19 protein-coding genes are annotated in these 18,329 nt (G+C 60.5%); 9 read left to right on the top strand and 10 right to left on the bottom strand.

The features are described 5' to 3' along the window. The first annotated feature begins 57 nt into the window (after positions 1-57). The gene (locus PIB16_RS10010; RefSeq protein WP_078052347.1) at positions 58-804 is read left to right on the top strand and encodes a sulfite exporter TauE/SafE family protein; all 747 of its coding nucleotides are present in this window, start codon (positions 58-60) and stop codon (positions 802-804) included. Here the strand turns inward: PIB16_RS10010 and trmD are convergent. From trmD to ffh, 5 genes are all read right to left on the bottom strand, one after another. After that, on the bottom strand, positions 786-1,484 hold the full coding sequence (gene trmD / locus PIB16_RS10005; RefSeq protein WP_078052348.1) for a tRNA (guanosine(37)-N1)-methyltransferase TrmD: 699 nt from the start codon (positions 1,482-1,484) through the stop codon (positions 786-788). The two genes, PIB16_RS10010 and trmD, sit on opposite strands and share 19 nt — an antisense overlap. Before the next feature lie 4 nt (positions 1,485-1,488). After that, positions 1,489-2,055, bottom strand: a complete 567-nt coding sequence (gene rimM / locus PIB16_RS10000; RefSeq protein WP_065656916.1) for a ribosome maturation factor RimM — start codon at positions 2,053-2,055, stop codon at positions 1,489-1,491. A gap of 120 nt (positions 2,056-2,175) precedes the next feature. After that, positions 2,176-2,553: a 30S ribosomal protein S16 gene (rpsP, locus tag PIB16_RS09995; RefSeq protein WP_003520510.1), complete on the bottom strand. Its 378-nt coding sequence runs from the start codon at positions 2,551-2,553 to the stop codon at positions 2,176-2,178. A gap of 33 nt (positions 2,554-2,586) precedes the next feature. Further along, positions 2,587-2,904 carry a chorismate mutase gene (locus tag PIB16_RS09990; protein ID WP_065656918.1) on the bottom strand — a complete coding sequence of 106 codons (318 nt, stop codon included), beginning with the start codon at positions 2,902-2,904 and terminating at the stop codon, positions 2,587-2,589. Between the two features lie 11 nt (positions 2,905-2,915). Next, positions 2,916-4,484, bottom strand: coding sequence for a signal recognition particle protein (ffh, locus tag PIB16_RS09985; protein WP_065656919.1), 1,569 nt, complete (start codon positions 4,482-4,484; stop codon positions 2,916-2,918). Between the two features lie 326 nt (positions 4,485-4,810). On the opposite strand from ffh, the gene PIB16_RS09980 reads away from it, so the two are divergent. The 7 genes from PIB16_RS09980 to PIB16_RS09950 all read left to right on the top strand — a co-directional run bounded on the left by PIB16_RS09980 (position 4,811) and on the right by PIB16_RS09950 (position 12,188). Next, entirely contained in the window at positions 4,811-5,881 is a 1,071-nt protein-coding gene (locus tag PIB16_RS09980) for an MBL fold metallo-hydrolase (protein ID WP_065657034.1), read from the top strand. Between the two features lie 121 nt (positions 5,882-6,002). Further along, positions 6,003-6,902 carry a diaminopimelate epimerase gene (gene dapF / locus PIB16_RS09975; RefSeq protein WP_080856852.1) on the top strand — a complete coding sequence of 300 codons (900 nt, stop codon included), beginning with the start codon at positions 6,003-6,005 and terminating at the stop codon, positions 6,900-6,902. Further along, entirely contained in the window at positions 6,899-8,173 is a 1,275-nt protein-coding gene (mtaB, locus tag PIB16_RS09970; protein WP_271045549.1) for a tRNA (N(6)-L-threonylcarbamoyladenosine(37)-C(2))-methylthiotransferase MtaB, read from the top strand. The genes dapF and mtaB overlap by 4 nt, the downstream gene beginning before the upstream one ends. A gap of 32 nt (positions 8,174-8,205) precedes the next feature. After that, positions 8,206-9,642 carry a signal recognition particle-docking protein FtsY gene (gene ftsY, locus PIB16_RS09965; RefSeq protein WP_271045548.1) on the top strand — a complete coding sequence of 479 codons (1,437 nt, stop codon included), beginning with the start codon at positions 8,206-8,208 and terminating at the stop codon, positions 9,640-9,642. A gap of 2 nt (positions 9,643-9,644) precedes the next feature. Further along, complete coding sequence (locus PIB16_RS09960) at positions 9,645-10,295, top strand: septation protein A (RefSeq protein ID WP_065656922.1); 651 nt, start codon at positions 9,645-9,647, stop codon at positions 10,293-10,295. Beyond that, on the top strand, positions 10,292-10,888 hold the full coding sequence (locus PIB16_RS09955) for a DUF2585 domain-containing protein (protein ID WP_065656923.1): 597 nt from the start codon (positions 10,292-10,294) through the stop codon (positions 10,886-10,888). The genes PIB16_RS09960 and PIB16_RS09955 overlap by 4 nt, the downstream gene beginning before the upstream one ends. 118 nt (positions 10,889-11,006) lie before the next feature. Further along, positions 11,007-12,188 (top strand): GGDEF domain-containing protein, encoded by a 1,182-nt coding sequence (locus PIB16_RS09950; RefSeq protein ID WP_271045547.1) that lies wholly within the window; start codon positions 11,007-11,009, stop codon positions 12,186-12,188. Positions 12,189-12,204: 16 nt separating this feature from the next. On the opposite strand, the gene PIB16_RS09945 is transcribed toward PIB16_RS09950, so the two are convergent. The 5 genes from PIB16_RS09945 to ccmA form a co-directional block, all read right to left on the bottom strand. Continuing rightward, on the bottom strand, positions 12,205-12,804 hold the full coding sequence (locus PIB16_RS09945; RefSeq protein ID WP_121490288.1) for a DsbE family thiol:disulfide interchange protein: 600 nt from the start codon (positions 12,802-12,804) through the stop codon (positions 12,205-12,207). Then, the gene (gene ccmD, locus PIB16_RS09940) at positions 12,801-12,974 is read right to left on the bottom strand and encodes a heme exporter protein CcmD (RefSeq protein ID WP_271045546.1); all 174 of its coding nucleotides are present in this window, start codon (positions 12,972-12,974) and stop codon (positions 12,801-12,803) included. Before ccmD ends, PIB16_RS09945 begins: the two co-directional genes overlap by 4 nt. Positions 12,975-12,978: 4 nt before the next feature. Next, positions 12,979-13,740: a heme ABC transporter permease gene (locus PIB16_RS09935; RefSeq protein WP_271045545.1), complete on the bottom strand. Its 762-nt coding sequence runs from the start codon at positions 13,738-13,740 to the stop codon at positions 12,979-12,981. A 74-nt stretch (positions 13,741-13,814) separates the two neighbouring features. Then, complete coding sequence (ccmB, locus tag PIB16_RS09930) at positions 13,815-14,474, bottom strand: heme exporter protein CcmB (RefSeq protein WP_059759870.1); 660 nt, start codon at positions 14,472-14,474, stop codon at positions 13,815-13,817. A gap of 202 nt (positions 14,475-14,676) precedes the next feature. Beyond that, the gene (ccmA, locus tag PIB16_RS09925; RefSeq protein WP_271045544.1) at positions 14,677-15,318 is read right to left on the bottom strand and encodes a heme ABC exporter ATP-binding protein CcmA; all 642 of its coding nucleotides are present in this window, start codon (positions 15,316-15,318) and stop codon (positions 14,677-14,679) included. A gap of 271 nt (positions 15,319-15,589) precedes the next feature. Between ccmA and acnA the strand changes: the two genes are divergently transcribed. Continuing rightward, entirely contained in the window at positions 15,590-18,283 is a 2,694-nt protein-coding gene (acnA, locus tag PIB16_RS09920; RefSeq protein ID WP_065656927.1) for an aconitate hydratase AcnA, read from the top strand. Positions 18,284-18,329 lie beyond the last annotated feature (46 nt).

Genomic DNA, 18,329 nt, shown 5'->3' with positions numbered 1-18,329 from the left:
CCGGCGGTTGCGAAGCGGCGCGCTGGCGGATATGGCATGGGAACCTTGGGAGGGGCCATGTCCATATTCATTATTCTCATGCTGTTCGCCACCGGTTTTCTGTCGGGTGTCGTCAATGCGATTGCCGGTGGCGGCACCTTCCTGACCTTCGGGGCGATGACGCTGGCCGGTCTGCCACCCATCGTCGCCAACGCCACGTCAGCCATCGTGCAGTTTCCGGGCTACATCACCTCCGTGATCGCCTATGGGCCGGAAATCCGCGCCCATTGGCGCGAGGCGATCCTTTTGTCGGGCGTTTCAGTCGTCGGCGGGCTGGCCGGATCGCTGCTGCTTTTGTCGCTCGACAATCCTTCCTTCCGCCAGCTCGTGCCATGGCTGCTTCTTGCGGCCACCGCCGTTTTCGCTGCCGGCCCGTGGCTGCGGCCGAAGGCGAGCGCCGAACGTTCGCCCGGAAATCTGCCGAGCCTCGTCTTTCAGGGTCTCGCTTCCGTCTATGGCGGATTTTTCGGCGCTGGCATGGGCATCATGATGCTGGCCATCCTCGGAATAACCTCGGGCGGCAGCTATCATCATCTGAATGCGTTGAAGAACCTCTTGTCTGTCGTGATCGCCGTCATCGCAATCACGATCTTCGTCAGCGGTGGCGTCGTTTCCTGGTGGGCGGCGCTCATCATGTTCCCTGCGGCCGCACTTGGCGGCTATATGGGCGTGCATACGGCACGGCGGGTGCCGCAGTGGATCATTCGCTGGCTGGTGATCGCCGTCGGGCTGGTGCTGACCGCCTATTATTTTGTCTCGGCCTGAGCCTTTTCCAGAAGATCGGGGCGTCTTTCCTTCGTCAACGCCAGCGCCCGCTCGTGCCGCCATTTGTCGATGGCGGCGTGGTTGCCAGAGGTGAGAACGGCTGGGATGTCGCGGCCTTCCCAGACCTGCGGGCGGGTATAGTGCGGATGTTCCAGCAGTCCGCCCTCGAAGCTTTCATGCACGCCGGAAAGATCGTTGCCCATGACGCCCGGCAGGATGCGGACGATGGCATCAAGAAGCGTCAGCGCCGCCGGCTCACCACCGGAGAGGATGTAATCGCCGATCGACACTTCCTCCAGCCCGCGCGCCTCGATCACCCGCTGGTCGACGCCTTCGAAACGGCCGCAGACGATGATCGCGCCTTCTCCGGCTGCCAGTTCACGCACACGGTTTTGCGACAGGGGTTTGCCACGTGGGCTCATAAGGAGGCGGGGCCGTGTGTCGCCATCCGAAACATGGTCGATGGCCGCCGCGAGAACGTCGGGTTTTAGCACCATACCGGCGCCGCCGCCCGCCGGTGTGTCATCGACGCTTCTGTGTTTGTCGGTGGCGAATTCGCGGATCTGTACGGCGTCCAGCGACCATTGCCCCCGCTCGAGCGCCTTGCCTGCCAGAGAATATCCGAGATGCCCCGGAAACATTTCCGGGTAGAGCGTCAGAACGGTAGCCTTGAAGGTCATGACTTTATTTCTTGCCGAACGGCGATGCGCCGGTTTCGTCCTTGTCGTCAGGGTTGTCGATCAGGCCGGCGGCCATCGGATCGATGAGAATACGACCGGCTTCGAGGTCGATTTCCAGCACGGCCGCTTCCGAAAAGGGAATGAGGGCGGGGCGACGGCCTGCACCTTTCAGCTCCAGCAGATCACCTGCGCCGAAATCATAGACGGCGCTGACGGCGCCATAACTTTTGCCATCGGCATCGACGGCTTCCAGCCCTTCGAGATCGGCATAATAAAATTCGTCATCGTCAAGCTCGTCGTCGGGCAGATTGTCACGCTCGATGAACAGTTCCAGTCCATTCAGGCTTTCCGCCGCATTGCGGTCGTTGATGCCCCTGAAACGAACGACGACGACGTTCTTGCCCTCGCGCACTTCCAGAATTTCGAAAACACGGCCATCGGCGGTAACAAGGTTGCCATAATCGCCGAGCGCCATCGGATCGGCCGTATAGGTGCTGACACGGACTTCGCCGCGCAGGCCCTGTGCGCCGCCGATCTTTGCCATGAGTACCGGGTTTTCCAGCTTTGCCATCAGGCCGTCCGTCTTCTGGTGTTGGTTGCGTCAGCTTTAAGGTTTGTTGACGCCAAAATAAACAAAAAACGGGCGGCATGGGAAACCATGCCACCCGTTCTTCAAAAGTTTCCGTGCAGATTATTCTGCAGCAGAGGCTTCCGCAGCAGCAGCGGCTGCATCTTCAGCCTTCTGCTTCTTTTCAGCGATACGCTCGAGCGCGCGCTTGCCCGGCTTTGCCTTTTCCGGGTTGCTGCGAGCGGCACGCTCGGCAAGGCCGGCTTCTGCGAGGAAGCGCAGAACGCGGTCGGTCGGCTGTGCGCCCTTGGCGATCCATTCCTTGATGAGGTCAGCCTTCAGCTCAACGCGCTGCGGGTTGTCCTTGCCGAGCATCGGGTTCCAGGAACCGACCTTCTCGAGGAAACGGCCGTCGCGGGGCGAACGGGCGTCAGCAACGACGATCTGGTAATACGGGCGCTTCTTGGAACCACCGCGTGCGAGACGAATTTTAAGTGCCATGTGATATACTCCTTAGGATGGCTTGTCCGCCTTTCAGGCGGTCTTTTCGGTACCGCCATGTTCGGCGGCGATTGCTTCATGATGCCGGATGACTTCCTTGATGACGAAGTTCAGGAACTTCTCGGCGAAATCCGGGTCCAGATTGGCGTCCTTCGCCAGACGGCGAAGGCGTTCGATCTGGTATTCCTCGCGCGCCGGGTCGGCCGGCGGCAAATTGTACTTTGCCTTCAGCACGCCCACCGCTTTGGTACAGCGGAAACGTTCGGCAAGAATGTGAACCAGTGCGGCATCGATATTGTCGATCGACTGGCGGTACTCGGAAAGCTGGGCTTTCACCTCTGCATTGTTCACTGGTGTCCCCCTCACTTCTTTTTCGGAAAGCCGGGCAGGCCCGGCATGCCGCCAAGACCGGGCAGCTTGGCGCCACCCAGACCCGGCAATCCGCCCGGCAGACCACCAAGACCGGGCATTGCGCCCGGCTTGCCGAGACCGGCGGCTTCCGCCTGTTTCTGGAGCGCCTCGAGCTGCTTCGGATCGATATTCGACAGATCAGGCATGCCGCCGCCAAGGCCACCGAGGCCCATCTTGCCGGCAAGGCCGCCCATCATCTGCTTCATGATGCCGCCTTTGCCCTTGCCGCCCATTGCCTTCATCATGTCGGCCATGCCGCGATGCATCTTCAGAAGCTTGTTGATTTCAGCGGCATCCGTGCCGGAACCGGCGGCGATGCGCTTCTTGCGGCTGTGCTTCAGAATATCGGGATTGGCGCGCTCGGCCTTGGTCATGGACGAGATGATGGCGATCTGGCGGTCGAACATCTTGTCGTTCATACCGGCCGAAGCCATCTTGTCCTTCATGCCGGCCATGCCGGGCATCAGCCCCATGATGCCACCCATGCCGCCCATCTTCTTCATCTGGGCGAGCTGGTCGGAGAGATCGTTGAGGTCGAACTTGCCCTTGGCCATCTTCTCGGCCATGGCGCGGGCTTTTTCCGCATCGATGTTTTCGGCGGCCTTTTCGACCAGCGAGACGATGTCGCCCATGCCGAGAATACGGTCGGCGATACGGCGCGGATGGAACTCGTCGAGTTCGTTCATCCGCTCGCCGATACCGATCAGCTTGATCGGCTTGCCGGTGACGGCGCGCATGGAGAGAGCCGCACCGCCGCGTCCGTCGCCATCCATACGGGTCAGCACGAGGCCGGTGATGCCGACGCGCTCATCGAAGTTGCGCGCCAGGTTGACGGCGTCCTGACCGGTCAGCGAATCCGCGACCAGCAGGATTTCATGCGGGTTGGACTTCTTCTTGATGTCGGCCATTTCCAGCATCAAGGGTTCGTCGATGTGCGTGCGGCCGGCGGTGTCGAGAATGACGACGTCGTGGCCGCCGAGTTTGGCGGCCTGCACTGCGCGCGCGGCGATATCGGTCGGCGACTGGCCGGCAATGATCGGCAGCGTGTCGATGCTCGTCTGGACACCAAGCTGGCGAAGCTGTTCCTGGGCGGCCGGACGACGCGTGTCGAGAGATGCCATCAGCACCTTCTTCTTATCGCGGTCGGTCAGGCGTTTGGCGATCTTGCCGGTGGTGGTGGTCTTGCCCGAGCCCTGCAGACCCACCATCATGATGACGACGGGGGCGGGGGCGTTGAGATCGATGGAGACGCCTTCGGTGCCGAGCATCTCGACAAGCTCGTCATGCACGATCTTGACGACCATCTGGCCGGGCTTGATCGACTTCAGGACGGCGGCACCAACAGCCTTTTCACGCACCCTGTCGGTGAAGGAACGCACGACTTCCAGTGCAACGTCCGCTTCCAAAAGCGCACGGCGAACCTCGCGCAGGGCGGCGGCAACATCGGCTTCCGTCAGCGCGCCACGGCCGGTCAGTCCATTCAGAATGGAACCAAGGCGGTCCTGGAGGTTTTCAAACATCGTTTCTTCCTTCTTCGTTCCGGGGTTTCCGAAACGTCGGTGCTTTCGCTGCCAAAAACAAGACGCAAAGCCAAAAAGCACCCGAGGGCGCATCGCGCTGTCGGGTGTTGACCTCCGGGATCTCTTTATACCTTTGCGGGTCCCGGTCGGCGGCTTGGAGTCATGAAACTGCCAGCTGATGGGCGGGATAAACAGGAAAGCGCAGGAAAAGTCAAGGCGCCGCGGGTTTGCGGCCAAAAAGGCCCGCATTTCATCTTTGCGTGATTGGCCGCAGGCGGCCATTGGCGGCGCTTGAACGGGGACCTTTCGCTCCTTATACCTTTGTCATGAAACGTCGAAACTTCTTTCGTTTTTCCGCTCTTGGTCTGCTCGCTCTGGCGGGTGGGGGCCTCTATGCCCGCCGTTCGAACGCGAGCGCCTATTATAGCGGCCCGATCTCCGATCATTTCGACGGGGTGCGCTTCTTCAATCCCGGCGGTTCGCCGCCCGGCAATTTCATGGGCCTTATGAAATGGCGCTTCAATGGCGAGCGCGCCACATGGCCGGAAAGCTATCCGAGCCCTTTTCCCTTCGCAAAACCGGAAGCCCGGATCGAAGGCAGGGACATGCGTGTCACCTTCGTCGGCCATGCCTCGTTTCTCATCCAGACGGCGGGGCTGAATATTCTCATCGATCCGGTGTGGTCGCAGCGCACCAGCCCGTTCAGCTTCGCCGGTCCCAAACGGGTCAATGCGCCCGGCATCCGTTTCGAGGACCTGCCGCCCATCGATCTGGTGCTGGTGACGCATAATCACTACGACCATCTGGATATGGAAACGCTGAAGCGCCTGCATGTCGCGCACAAGCCGCTCTTCATCACGCCGCTCGGCAATGACGCCATCATCCGTACCGGTGTCGAGGCGGCGCGTATCGAGGTGGGCGACTGGGGCGATGTGGTGGAGACAGGGCCGGTCAAAATCCACTTCGAGCCGTGCCATCACTGGTCTGCCCGCGGCCTGAACGACCGGCGCATGGCGCTATGGGCTGCCTTCGTCATCGAAACGCCCGGTGGCAAAATCTACCATATCGGTGACACCGGCTTCCATGAAGGTCTCAATTATCACGCCGCGCGCAAGAAGCACGGCGATTTCCGCCTCGCAAACCTGCCCTTCGGCGCTTACGAACCGCGATGGTTCATGAAGGGCCAGCACCAGAACCCGGCGGAAGCCGTGGAAGGCATGAAGCTTTGCGGTGCGGCGCATGTCTGCGGGCACCATTGGGGTACGGTACAGTTGACGGATGAGGCCGTGGATGCACCGCTTGCGGCCCTGAAGGTCGCATTGACAGAGCAGGGGGTGGAGGAGAGCCGTTTTCGGCCGATGCGCCCCGGCGAGGTCTTCGACGTGCCTTCCGCCTGATCGCTGCCGCGTTTGCGCCGTAACAGTCTGGTAATTTGCTGCCCTTTCCGCCATATAGGGCGAAAGCGCGGGGAAATCCCCTATGCAATCCGATTTTCAGACGGTTTTCAGGTTTAGGGCAATGGTGGATACGGTCGAATTTGCGAAGATGAACGGGCTTGGCAACAAGATCCTCGTTGTCGACATGCGCGGCCGTAAAGATATGGTCACGCCGGAGGCGGCGATTGCGCTGAACGCCGATGCTGCCACACAGTTCGACCAGATCATGGCCATCCACGATCCGCGTGTCAGTGGCACGGATGCATTTATCGACATCCTCAATTGCGATGGCACGAAGGCGCAGGCTTGTGGCAATGGCACGCGCTGCGTGGTGCAGGCGCTGTCGTCCGAAACGGGCAAGACCAGTTTCACTTTCCAGACGGTGGCTGGCATCCTCAACGCCGTCGAACATGAAGACGGCATGATTTCCGTCGATATGGGCCTGCCGCGTTTCCGCTGGAGCGATATTCCTCTTTCGGAAGAGTTCCACGATACCAGCCGTATCGAATTGCAGATCGGGCCGATCGATGCGCCGATCCTGCATTCGCCGGCCGTGATGTCCATGGGCAATCCGCATGCGATTTTCTGGGTGGATCGCGATCCGATGGAGTTCGATCTCGAACGTTTCGGGCCGCTGCTCGAAAATCACCCGATGTTCCCGGAAAAGGCCAATATCACGCTGGCGCAGGTGATTTCCGACAGCGCGCTGCGCACCCGCACCTGGGAGCGCGGCGCTGGATTGACACTCGCCTGCGGTTCGGCCGCCTGCGCCTCAGCCGTTTCCGCTGCCCGCACCGGTCGCACCGGCCGGGAGGTCACCATCGATGTCGCCTCCAGCCCCATCCGTGTGCCGCTGACCATCGAATGGCGCGAGGATAATCATGTCATCATGACCGGCCCGGCCGAATGGGAATGGTCGGGTTCCGTCGATCCCGTCACCGGCGCCTGGGCGCGCGATGCGGTTGAGCGGGGGGCTGTATGAGCGGCGTCGAGGTCATAACCTTCGGCTGTCGTCTCAACACCTATGAATCGGAAGTGATGCGGGCGGAGGCCGAAAAGGCCGGGCTCAACAATGCCGTGCTGGTCAATACCTGCGCCGTGACGGGTGAGGCGGTGCGCCAGGCACGCCAGGCCATCCGCCGGGCGAGGCGGGACAATCCGCATGCCCGTATCATCGTTACCGGCTGCGCCGCCCAGACCGAGAAGCAGACCTTTGCCGAGATGCCTGAGGTGGATGCGGTGCTGGGCAATGAAGAGAAGCTGAAAAGCGCCTCCTATCGTGCGCTGCCCGATTTCGGCGTTTCGGCGGAAGAAAAGCTGCGCGTCAACGATATCATGAGCATCAAGGCCACCGCGCCGCAGATGGTGAAGCACATAGACGGGCATGTGCGCGCCTTCATTCAGGTGCAGAACGGCTGCGATCATCGCTGCACCTTCTGCATCATACCCTATGGGCGCGGCAATTCCCGCTCCGTGCCGATGGGGGCCGTGGTGGATCAGGCGCGCAGGCTGACGGAAAGCGGCTATTGCGAGATCGTGTTGACCGGGGTGGACGCCACGAGCTATGGCGCGGACCTGCCGGGCGAGCCTTCCCTTGGTTATCTTGCCAAGACATTGCTGAAGCAGGTGCCGGATATTCTGCGTCTGCGGCTTTCCTCCATCGACAGTATTGAGGCTGACCGCCATCTGATGGATCTTGTTGCCGATGAGCCGCGTTTCATGCCGCATCTGCACCTGTCCCTCCAGCATGGCGATGACATGATCCTGAAACGCATGAAACGCCGCCATTTGCGGGCTGATGCCATTCGCTTCTGCAACGAGGTGCGATTGCTGAGGCCCGATATCGCCTTCGGGGCGGATATGATCGTCGGTTTTCCGACCGAGACGGAAGAGATGTTCGAAAACGCCGCGACGCTTGCGGAAGAATGCGGCATTTCCAGCCTGCATGTCTTTCCCTACAGCCCGCGTGCGGGGACGCCCGCGGCACGCATGCCGCAGCTCGACCGGGCTTTGGTGAAGGAGCGGGCGGCGAGGCTTCGGGAGCGCGGCGAGGCGCTGAAGCTGGCGCATCTGCAAAATATGGTCGGTTCGGTGCAGACGATCCTCGTTGAAAACAACGGTTTTGCCCATACCGACAATTTCACGCTGGTGGAGGCACCGCATCTTGCCCCGCGCACTCTTGCGCAGGTTGCGATTACCGGCCACAACGGCAAACATCTGAACATGAAGCTTCTGGCGGCGGATGCGGCCTGAGGCGGCACAAGAGAAAAGACACGGGAACGACCATGGCCCTCGGCTTCATCAAAAAAGTCTTTTCGTTCGGCAAGGACAAGGCCGAAACGGACGACCGGCCGCAAGAGGACGCCGCGCCCGAGCGCGGTTATGAAAACGCTTCCTTCGAAGCGGCGCTGAACGACGCCGAAGCGCATGGCCCTGTCGATAAGGACCCGGTTTCCGAACTGGAGATGGAGACGGCCGGCGGACCAGCCCCGGACGAGGCGACGGACGTGGTCCTTCCCGACGATGACGAGGAAGAGGACGCACCGCTTCTGCCCGGTGCCGAGCTTTCCGGCGATATGGGCGTGGTGCCGCTGTCGTTGCTACAGGCGGAAGCAGCCGCCGAAGAGCAGGTCGAATCTGCCCCCCAAGCAACGGATGTCGTGCTGGATGCGGATGCGATGGATGCGCTGCTTGACGAGGCCGAAGCCGCGACTGCCGCCGAGCCCTCCGCTATACCGCCATCTCTACCAAAGGGTTTTTCGTCCGCCAGTGAGCGGCAGGAGCCTGCCCCTGCCCCGCCGCAGGTAAAACTGACATGGTTTCAGCGCCTGCGGGCAGGGCTTGCCCGCACATCGTCGCAGCTGACCACGCAGATTTCGGCGCTCTTCACCAAGCGCAAGCTGGATGAGGATACGCTCGATGAGCTGGAGGATCTTCTCATCCAGTCCGATCTCGGCGTCGAGACCGCCATGCGCATCACCGGTGCCCTGTCTTCCGAGCGTTACGGCAAGGATGTAAGCGGCGAGGATGTGGCGCGCATCATGGCGGGCGAGATCACCAAGGTCCTGAAGCCTGTGGCCAAGCCGCTGGAACTCGATCTTTCACACAAGCCGCATGTCATTCTCGTTGTCGGTGTGAATGGTACGGGCAAGACGACGACTATCGGCAAGCTTGCCGCCAAGCTTTCCGGTTCGGGTCTCAAGGTCATGCTGGCGGCGGGCGATACGTTCCGCGCGGCGGCCATCGAGCAGCTCAAGATCTGGGCGGACCGCACCGGTTCGCAATTCATTGGCACCAAGCTTGGCGCGGATGCAGCGGGGCTTGCCTATGATGCCTATGAGCAGGCGCGGGCGCAGAAAAGCGACGTTCTCATCATCGATACGGCCGGTCGCCTGCAGAACAAGACGGAGCTGATGGCGGAGCTGGAAAAGATCGTGCGCGTGCTTGGCAAGCTCGATCCGGATGCGCCGCACACCGTGCTGCAGACGCTGGATGCGACGACCGGCCAGAACGCCATGAACCAGGTGGAAATATTCCGCAATGTCGCGGGTGTTTCGGGCCTGATTATGACAAAATTGGATGGCACGGCGCGGGGCGGTATCCTCGTTGCCATCGCTGCCAAACACAAGCTGCCGGTTTATTTCATCGGTGTTGGTGAAGGTGTTGATGATCTGGAGCCCTTCGAGGCGGAAGATTTCGCCAAGGCCATTGCGGGAGTTTGAGTATGGATATTGAAAGCAATTCCAAGGAAAGCGAAAAGATGGTGGCGGAAATCAGCCCGCTCCTGAAATTCGTGCTCGAGCTTGGCCCGCTCATGGTATTCTTCTTCGCCAATTCCCGCGGCGAATGGCTGGCCTCCACTTTCCCCGTGCTGACGGAGTTCGGCGGGCCGATCTTCATCGCCACTGGCCTGTTCATGATCGCAACGGCTTTGGCGCTTTCCGTCTCATGGGTGCTGACGCGCAAGTTGCCGATCATGCCGCTGATATCGGGCATCGTGGTCTTCGTGTTCGGCGCGCTGACGCTTTGGCTGCAGAACGATACTTTCATCAAGATGAAGCCGACCATCGTCAACACGCTGTTCGGTGTCATTCTGCTCGGCGGCCTGTTCTTCGGGCAATCGCTGCTCGGTTATGTCTTCAATTCGGCCTTCCGGCTGACGGATGAGGGCTGGCGCAAGCTGACGCTGCGCTGGGGCATATTCTTCCTCTTTCTTGCGGTGCTGAATGAGGTGGTGTGGCGCATGTTCACCACCGACACCTGGGTTGCCTTCAAGGTGTGGGGCACGATGCCGATCACCATCATCTTCACCATGGCGCAGATGCCGCTCGTCATGCGCCATTCGCTGGAACCGCTCAACAAGGACGAAAAATGACAGTTGCAGAGATGTCGGCTTCCCGTTCGCGCTCGCTCAAATGGTTTGGCGTGGCCGCCGGGCTGCTTCTCCTGCAAATCGTCATCCTTTACGCCATGGGCCGCATTCCGATCTGCGAATGCGGTTATGTGAAGCTGTTCGAGCCGGGCGTGAACACGCCGGGCAATTCCCAGCATCTGGCCGACTGGTATACGCCCTCGCATATCATTCACGGTTTCCTGTTCTACTGGTTCGCCTGGCTGCTGTTCCGCAACAGGTCGCTTTCCATGCGGCTTTCGCTTGCGGTTCTGGTGGAAGCGGCATGGGAAATCCTTGAAAACTCGCCTCTCATCATCGATCGTTACCGGACCGCGACGATGGCACTGGGGTACACCGGCGACAGCATCCTGAACTCGGCGATGGATACCGTCTTCATGGTGCTGGGTTTCCTGTTTGCCGCCCGTGTGCCGGTGTGGTTGACGGTGGCGATCGCCATCTTCTTCGAAATCTTCACCGGCTGGCTGATCCGTGACAACCTGACGCTGAACGTGGTCATGCTGCTTTGGCCCGTGGACGCGATCAAGGAATGGCAGAACGCGCTCCCGCAAATGTGAACGGGTTTTCCGGGGCCACGGGCCGAAAGGCACGGAAGCCGCGCAATATATGCAGGTTTTCTTAATGGCATTGCGGTAGTGTCAGGCAAAGGCTCGTATCTCCCTCCGGCAGAACCCATTGCAAGACAACTTCGCCTATCTTCTCCCCTTCATTATGCTGACATTCGGCGTGGTGTTCCTGTTCCTGCAAAGGATCGGTCACGCTTCCGCCCGCTATTGGGGTATAGGATATCTTTCGGCGGCCTTCGGTTTTGCGACACCTTTGGTGCTTGGCGGCCTGCCGTTCGAAATACAGGCGATTGTTTCGAACCTGTTGTTCTTCTCCGCCTTCTTCCTCTATGGCCACGCTCTGCTCGTCCATTTCGGGCGGCCGCTTTATATCACGGGCAGGCTGTCGATCGTGGTTGCCGCGGTTTTGCTGGTCTCTTTCCATGTCTTCGTCACGCCGGATCTGAAACGCGAGCTCGTCATCGGCGATCTCGTCTGTGCCCTTTTGCTCGCGATTCCGGTTTGGCTCGTGCGAAAGCGCCCCGTCGCGCTTGCCGACCGGCTGATGGTGGGAATTGCCTGTCTTGTGGTGCTGGAGACGCTGGTGCGCATCGGCATGCTGCTGGTGATGACGCCGAGCGGCTCGATGATCGAGCTCAGCGAATTCTTCGAGTCCGACTATGCTTTCTACATGCAGCTTGCCGCCAGCATCTTCGGCTTCCTGCTGGCGCTCTCCGTTCTCGCGAGTCAGATTTCCGTCACTGTCGACCGGCATCTGCATGCGGCAGAGCATGATCCGCTGACGGACGTGCTGAACCGGCGCGGCTTCGACCGCCGAGTTCCCGATTTTCGTAACGATATCCCTGAGGGTGTGGTCATCGCCTGCGACATAGACCACTTCAAGCGTATCAACGATGTTTACGGTCATGCGGCTGGAGATATCGTTCTTATCGGTCTTTCCGATCTGCTCAGGCGCAATGCGCCCGAGGATGCGCTGGTGGCGCGCTTTGGCGGTGAGGAGTTTGTGGTCTTCCTGCCCGGCCAGACAGCTGCCGCAGCCGGCCAGCTGGCCAATGCCATGCGGACAGGTCTTTCGTCGCTCGATTGGCGCAACCGGGGTGTAACCAGCCAGATCACCGCGAGCTTCGGTGTTTCAGCCGTCGCGAGGGGAGATCATTCCATTCATGACGCCATCAAGCGGGCCGATGACAGTCTCTATGCCGCAAAACGCGGCGGCCGCGATCAGGTGGTGCTGGAAGGCATACGTCTGCCGGCTGAAGGCCCTTCGCTGAGGGTCGTTACCAAGGGGTGATGCCTTACCGAGCGCGTTATTTCCCGGCTGCGGCCGCAATGGCTGGCAGCAGATCGCGCTCGACGCTGCGGGCATCGAAGGGGCCGACCTTTTTATAAAGGATCGTGCCATCCGCGCCGACCAGATAACTCTCCGGAATGCCGTAGACGCCCCAGTCTATCGCGGCCTTGCCGTTCGGATCGACGCCTATCGCAGCAAAGGGATTGCCGAGTTCGCCGAGGAAGCGCAGCGCATTATCCTGCTTGTCCTTGTAATTGATGCCGACGACGGTGATGCGGCTGTCTTTCGCCAATTCCTGAAGCAGCGGATGCTCCTGCCGGCAGGGAATGCACCAGGAGGCGAAGACGTTCACCAGAGTCAGCTTGCCCTTGATGGCGGCATCGGTCAGAGCCGGCAGGTTGGAGCCTTCCAGCGGCGGTAGCGACAGGGTGGGCGCCCTGGTGCCGATCAGCGCCGAGGGAATGGCGCTGATATCCAGCCCGTTCACGTCCTGATCGTAAAGCATCTTGCCGGCGACGAGGGCGAAACCGCCGAACAGCAGCAACGGCAGCAGCGCAAGCGCATAGCGTGCACGGCCTGTCGTTTTGGCCTTGGTGTCCCGGTCAGCCTGCGTCATTGCACGTCACCTGCGGAACCGGCTCTCGCCCTGCGGCGCACGCCGGATGCCTCGAGTTCTTTCAATTCCCGTTTGCGTGCCTGACCGTCCACGACGACCCAGGCGATGAGACAGAGAACGACAAGGCCGGTCGCCGCATAGGACATGCCGATATAAAAGGCGTGCGTCATCACCTCAGCCCTCCCGGTTCGCTATGCGCGCCGCGAGACGCCGTTGCGCGGCCACGCGCCGACGCCAGATTTCGTTGCGCATGGCGGCGATGTGCAGCGTGAAGAACAGCAGCGTGAAACCGACGGCCATGGTCAGCAGCGGCCAGAGGAATTCCGCATCGATGGCGGAGCCGCCCATGCGGATGACGCTTGCCGGCTGGTGCAGCGTGTTCCACCACTCGACCGAAAATTTGATGATGGGGATATTCACGAAACCGACGAGGATCAGCACGGCGCTGACACGGGCGGCTCTCGACGGATCGTCCATGGCGCGGTTGAGCGCGATCAGCCCGAGATACATCAGGAAAAGCACGAAGACGGAGGTCAGCCGTGCATCCCACACCCACCAGGTTCCCCACATGGGCTTACCCCAGAGCGAGCCGGTGACGAGTGCAATCAGCGTGAAGGCCGCGCCGATGGGGGCAGCGGCCTTGTGGCTGACATCCGCCAGCGGGTGACGCCAGACGAGGGTGCCGATGGCGGAGACCGCCATGACCGAATAACACATCATGGCGAGCCAGGCTGAGGGCACATGCACATACATTATGCGCACAGTGTAACCTTGCTGATAATCGCCTTCGGTAGTGAAGGACAGATAAAGACCGGCGGCCAGCACCAGCGCCGTGAGCGCAGCGAGCCATGGCAGAATGCGCGCCGCCAGCGCCAGAAACCGGGTGGGATTGGCGAGATCACTGAATTTGGTGATGGTGAAGGTCTGCTCGTTCATGCCGTTTGTGTAACCCGAGAATGGCCGCCCCGCAATTGATCCCTGTCAATCGGGGATCGTCTGGCGTGGTTTCATCAATCCATAACATTGCGCAGCGCCAAAGCGGCGAAGAAAGGTCCGGTCACGGCTGAAAATAACGTGATCGCACACAGAATGAGAAATGGCGGCATGAAGGGCGCCGGGTCCTGCACCGCCGCATAGGAGGCGCTGACGCCGAAGATCAGCACGGGAATGGCGAGCGGCAAGACGAGGATGGACACCAGAAGCCCTCCGCGCGGCAGGGCAACGGCAACCGCCGCCCCTACCGCGCCGATGAAGGTGATGGCGGGCGAGCCGACGAGAAGGGTTAGCATCACGGCGCCGATCGCCACTTCGTCCATGTTCATGAAGAGGCCAAGCAGAGGGGAGGCAAGCACCAGTGGCAGGCCGGTCGTGACCCAGTGTGCCAGGCATTTCACGAACACGGTCAGGACCAGCGGGGTTTCCTGCATCAGGATTAGATCAAGGGAGCCGTCATCCCGCTCGGCCTGAAACAGCCGGTCGAGGCCGAGAAGGGCGGACAGCAGCGCGCCGATCCAAACAATAGCGGGGCCGATGCGGGCGAGCAGGTTGAGATCGGGGCCGACGCCGAAGGGGATGACGGCAACCACTGTCATGAAAAACAGCACGCCGATCAGCGCGCCGCCGCCGGCGCGGATGGAGAGTTTGATGTCGCGGAGGAGGAGGGCGGTCATTGGGGTTGCTCCGCGTCTGGGGCGTTACCCCCCTCTGCCCTGCCGGGCATCTCCCCCTCAAGGGGGGAGATCGGCAAGAGGCTTTTCCGCTGCTTTATTCTCAGGCGTAGAGATGGGCGAGACCTAGCCGCAGGTCGATCTCCCCCCTTGAGGGGGAGATGCCCCGCAGGGCAGAGGGGGGTATGCCCCACGCACATCGCCCTCATGCCCAAGCCTCCACACCCGCAAACCCCGTCATCCGCAATTCCCGCGCGCTCTCCAGCCCCAAAGGCTGATGGGTTGCGGCCAGAACGATGCCGCCTTTCCCAAGATGGTTTTTCACGAGATCGGTAAACATCCCGTCCGCAGCCTTGTCTAGCGCCGCCGTCGGCTCATCGAGAATCCACACCGGTCGCCATGCAATCAAAAGTTTCGCCATGGCAAAACGCCGCTGCTGGCCGGCGGAGAGATAACCGAAGGGCAGGTGGGTAATGCCGGCCAGGCCGACGATCTCCGCCGCCTCATCGATTGCCATGCCCGCACCGCCGGAAAAATCGCCGAGGAAGTCCTTCCAGAACCGAAGATTCTCCGAAACGGTCAGTTCGGTTTTCATAGCATTGCGATGGCCAAGATAATGGCAGGCCTCAGACGGGCGCATGTCAGCGTCTATTTCTTTGCCGGCTATCTTTATTCGTCCCTGTTCGGGCCGCAGCAGGCCGGCCACCGTGCGCAGCAGGGTGGATTTTCCTGAACCGTTGCGACCGGTCAACACAAGAGCCTCACCGTCGCTTAACTTGAAGGAAATATTCATGAATATGAAATCTTCGCCGCGTCGCACGCCAAGATTTTCCGCCGTCAAATCCATGCTGCGGTTCCGATTACGATTTCGTCGTCTCGATCATAAAAAAATCGATTAGGTTCGTTGAATGGTCTGGCACGTTTTAGAGAAATTATCTATATGGGTGTCAACACGCCAGCGGCCGGCGTGAACATCATCTTGCGCCGGACTTGACGATTGCGAGGAGCAATTTTCACGTGCGGACAGCGGAAATGGTCGTACCCGCATCCTGATGTGCATGAGTGCATAGGTGTCCGCACGCACGTGTTGGCTATCAGAGTAAGCGGGGTTTTTATCCATGCCCAAATCACTCGACAGTTTCCAATGTCGTTCCGTCCTTACCGTTGACGGTAAGGAATACATCTATTTCAGCCTTCCCAAGGCTGAAGCCAATGGCCTGAAGGGCGTTTCCAAGCTGCCCTATTCCATGAAGGTTCTCTTGGAAAACCTGCTGCGTTTCGAGGACGGCCAGTCCGTCACCAAGGAACACATTCTGGCGGTTTCCGAATGGCTGAACAACAAGGGCCTGACCGAAACCGAAATCGCCTATCGCCCCGCCCGCGTTCTGATGCAGGACTTTACCGGCGTTCCCGCCGTTGTCGACCTTGCCGCCATGCGTGACGGCATCAAGGCCCTTGGCGGCGATCCGGAAAAGATCAACCCGCTGGTTCCCGTCGATCTCGTCATCGACCACTCGGTCATCGTCGACGAATTCGGCACGCCGAGCGCCTTTGCCCGCAACGTCGAGCTGGAGTATGAGCGCAACGGCGAGCGTTACCGCTTCCTGAAGTGGGGCCAGCAGGCGTTCAAGAATTTCCGTGTGGTTCCGCCCGGCACCGGCATCTGTCACCAGGTCAACCTCGAATATCTCGGCCAGACCGTCTGGACGAAGGAAGAGGATGGCGAGACGATTGCTTATCCGGATACCTGCGTCGGCACCGATTCGCACACGACCATGATCAATGGTCTCGGCGTTCTCGGCTGGGGCGTTGGCGGTATCGAGGCTGAGGCGGCCATGCTAGGCCAGCCGGTCTCCATGCTTCTGCCCGAGGTTATCGGCTTCAAGCTGACCGGCAAGGTGAAGGAAGGTGTGACCGCGACCGACCTCGTGCTGACCGTGGTTCAGATGCTGCGCAAAAAGGGCGTTGTCTCCAAATTCGTCGAATTCTTCGGCCCCGGCCTCGATTCGATGTCTCTGGCCGACCGCGCCACCATCGGCAATATGGGCCCGGAATATGGCGCGACCTGCGGCTTTTTCCCGGTTGACAGCGAGACTATCAATTACCTGACCATGTCCGGCCGTGCCAAGGATCGCATCGCGCTCGTCGAAGCCTATTCGAAGGCGCAGGACATGTGGCGCACCGGCGACGGTTCCGACCTCGTCTTCACCGATACGCTGGAACTCGACCTTGGCGACGTCGTGCCCTCCATGGCCGGCCCCAAGCGTCCGGAAGGCCGCCTGCCGCTCGAAACCATCGCGCCGAATTTCGCGACGGCTCTTGAAAATGACTATAAGAAGCCCGGCCAGCTTTCGAGCCGTTATGCGGTCGAAGGTGAGGCTTTCGATCTCGGTCACGGCGATGTGGCGATTGCCGCCATCACCTCCTGCACAAACACTTCCAACCCCTCGGTTCTCATCGCTGCCGGCCTCCTCGCCCGCAACGCGGTCGCCAAGGGTCTGAAGTCCAAGCCGTGGGTGAAGACGTCGCTCGCACCCGGATCGCAGGTCGTTGCCGAATATCTCGACAAGTCCGGTCTGCAGAAGGACCTCGACGCGATCGGCTTCAACCTCGTCGGCTTCGGCTGCACGACCTGCATCGGTAACTCCGGCCCGCTGCCGCCGGCGATCTCCAAGACGATCAACGACAAGGGCCTGATCACCGCCGGTGTTCTCTCGGGCAACCGCAACTTCGAGGGTCGTATTTCGCCGGATGTTCAGGCGAACTATCTGGCCTCGCCGCCGCTCGTCGTGGCCTATGCCCTTGCCGGCACCGTCCAGAAGGATCTGACGAAGGAGCCGATCGGCGACGACCAGAACGGCAATCCCGTCTACCTCAAGGATATCTGGCCGACATCCAAGGAAATCCAGGAATTCATCCTGAAATACGTCACCCGTGAGCTTTACGAAACGAAGTATGCCGACGTGTTCAAGGGCGATGCGAACTGGCAGGCGGTTCAGGTTCCTCCGGGGCAGACCTATGCCTGGGACGACCAGTCGACCTATGTTCAGAACCCGCCCTATTTTGTCGGCATGGGCAAAAAGGGCTCGGGCCTCAAGAACATCAAGGGCGCGCGCGTCCTCGGTCTCTTCGGCGACAAGATCACCACCGACCATATTTCCCCGGCCGGTTCGATCAAGGCCGCTTCGCCTGCCGGCGCCTATTTGACGGAGCATGGCGTCGCCGTTGCTGACTTCAACCAGTACGGCACGCGTCGCGGCAACCATGAAGTGATGATGCGCGGCACCTTCGCCAATATCCGCATCCGCAACCACATGCTCGGCCCGAACGGCAAGGAAGGTGGCTACACCATCCATTATCCGTCCAAGGAAGAGATGTCGATCTATGACGCGGCCATGAAATACAAGGCGGAAGGCGTCCCGCTCGTCATCTTCGCCGGTGTCGAATATGGTAACGGCTCGTCCCGTGACTGGGCGGCGAAGGGCACCAACCTGCTTGGCGTCAAGGCTGTCATTGCGCAGTCTTTCGAACGTATCCACCGTTCGAACCTCGTCGGCATGGGCGTCGTTCCCTTTGTCTTCGAAGAAGGCACGACCTGGGCGAGCCTCGATCTCAAGGGTGACGAAACCGTCGAGATCGACGGGCTCGAAGGTGAAATCAGGCCGCGTGAAAAGAAGATCGCCAAGATCACCTATAGCGACGGTTCGGTGAAGGAAGTTCCGCTTCTTTGCCGCATCGATACGCTGGACGAAGTGATCTACATGAACAACGGCGGCATTTTGCAGACCGTTCTTCGCGATCTGGCCGCATAAAGCTTCAATAATCGAAGACGCCGGGAGAAATCCCGGCGTCTTTGCG

Source organism: Agrobacterium sp. ST15.13.015, assembly GCF_027871645.1.
GTDB lineage: Bacteria > Pseudomonadota > Alphaproteobacteria > Rhizobiales > Rhizobiaceae > Agrobacterium > Agrobacterium leguminum.
This window is presented reverse-complemented; position numbering and strand designations above follow the sequence as displayed.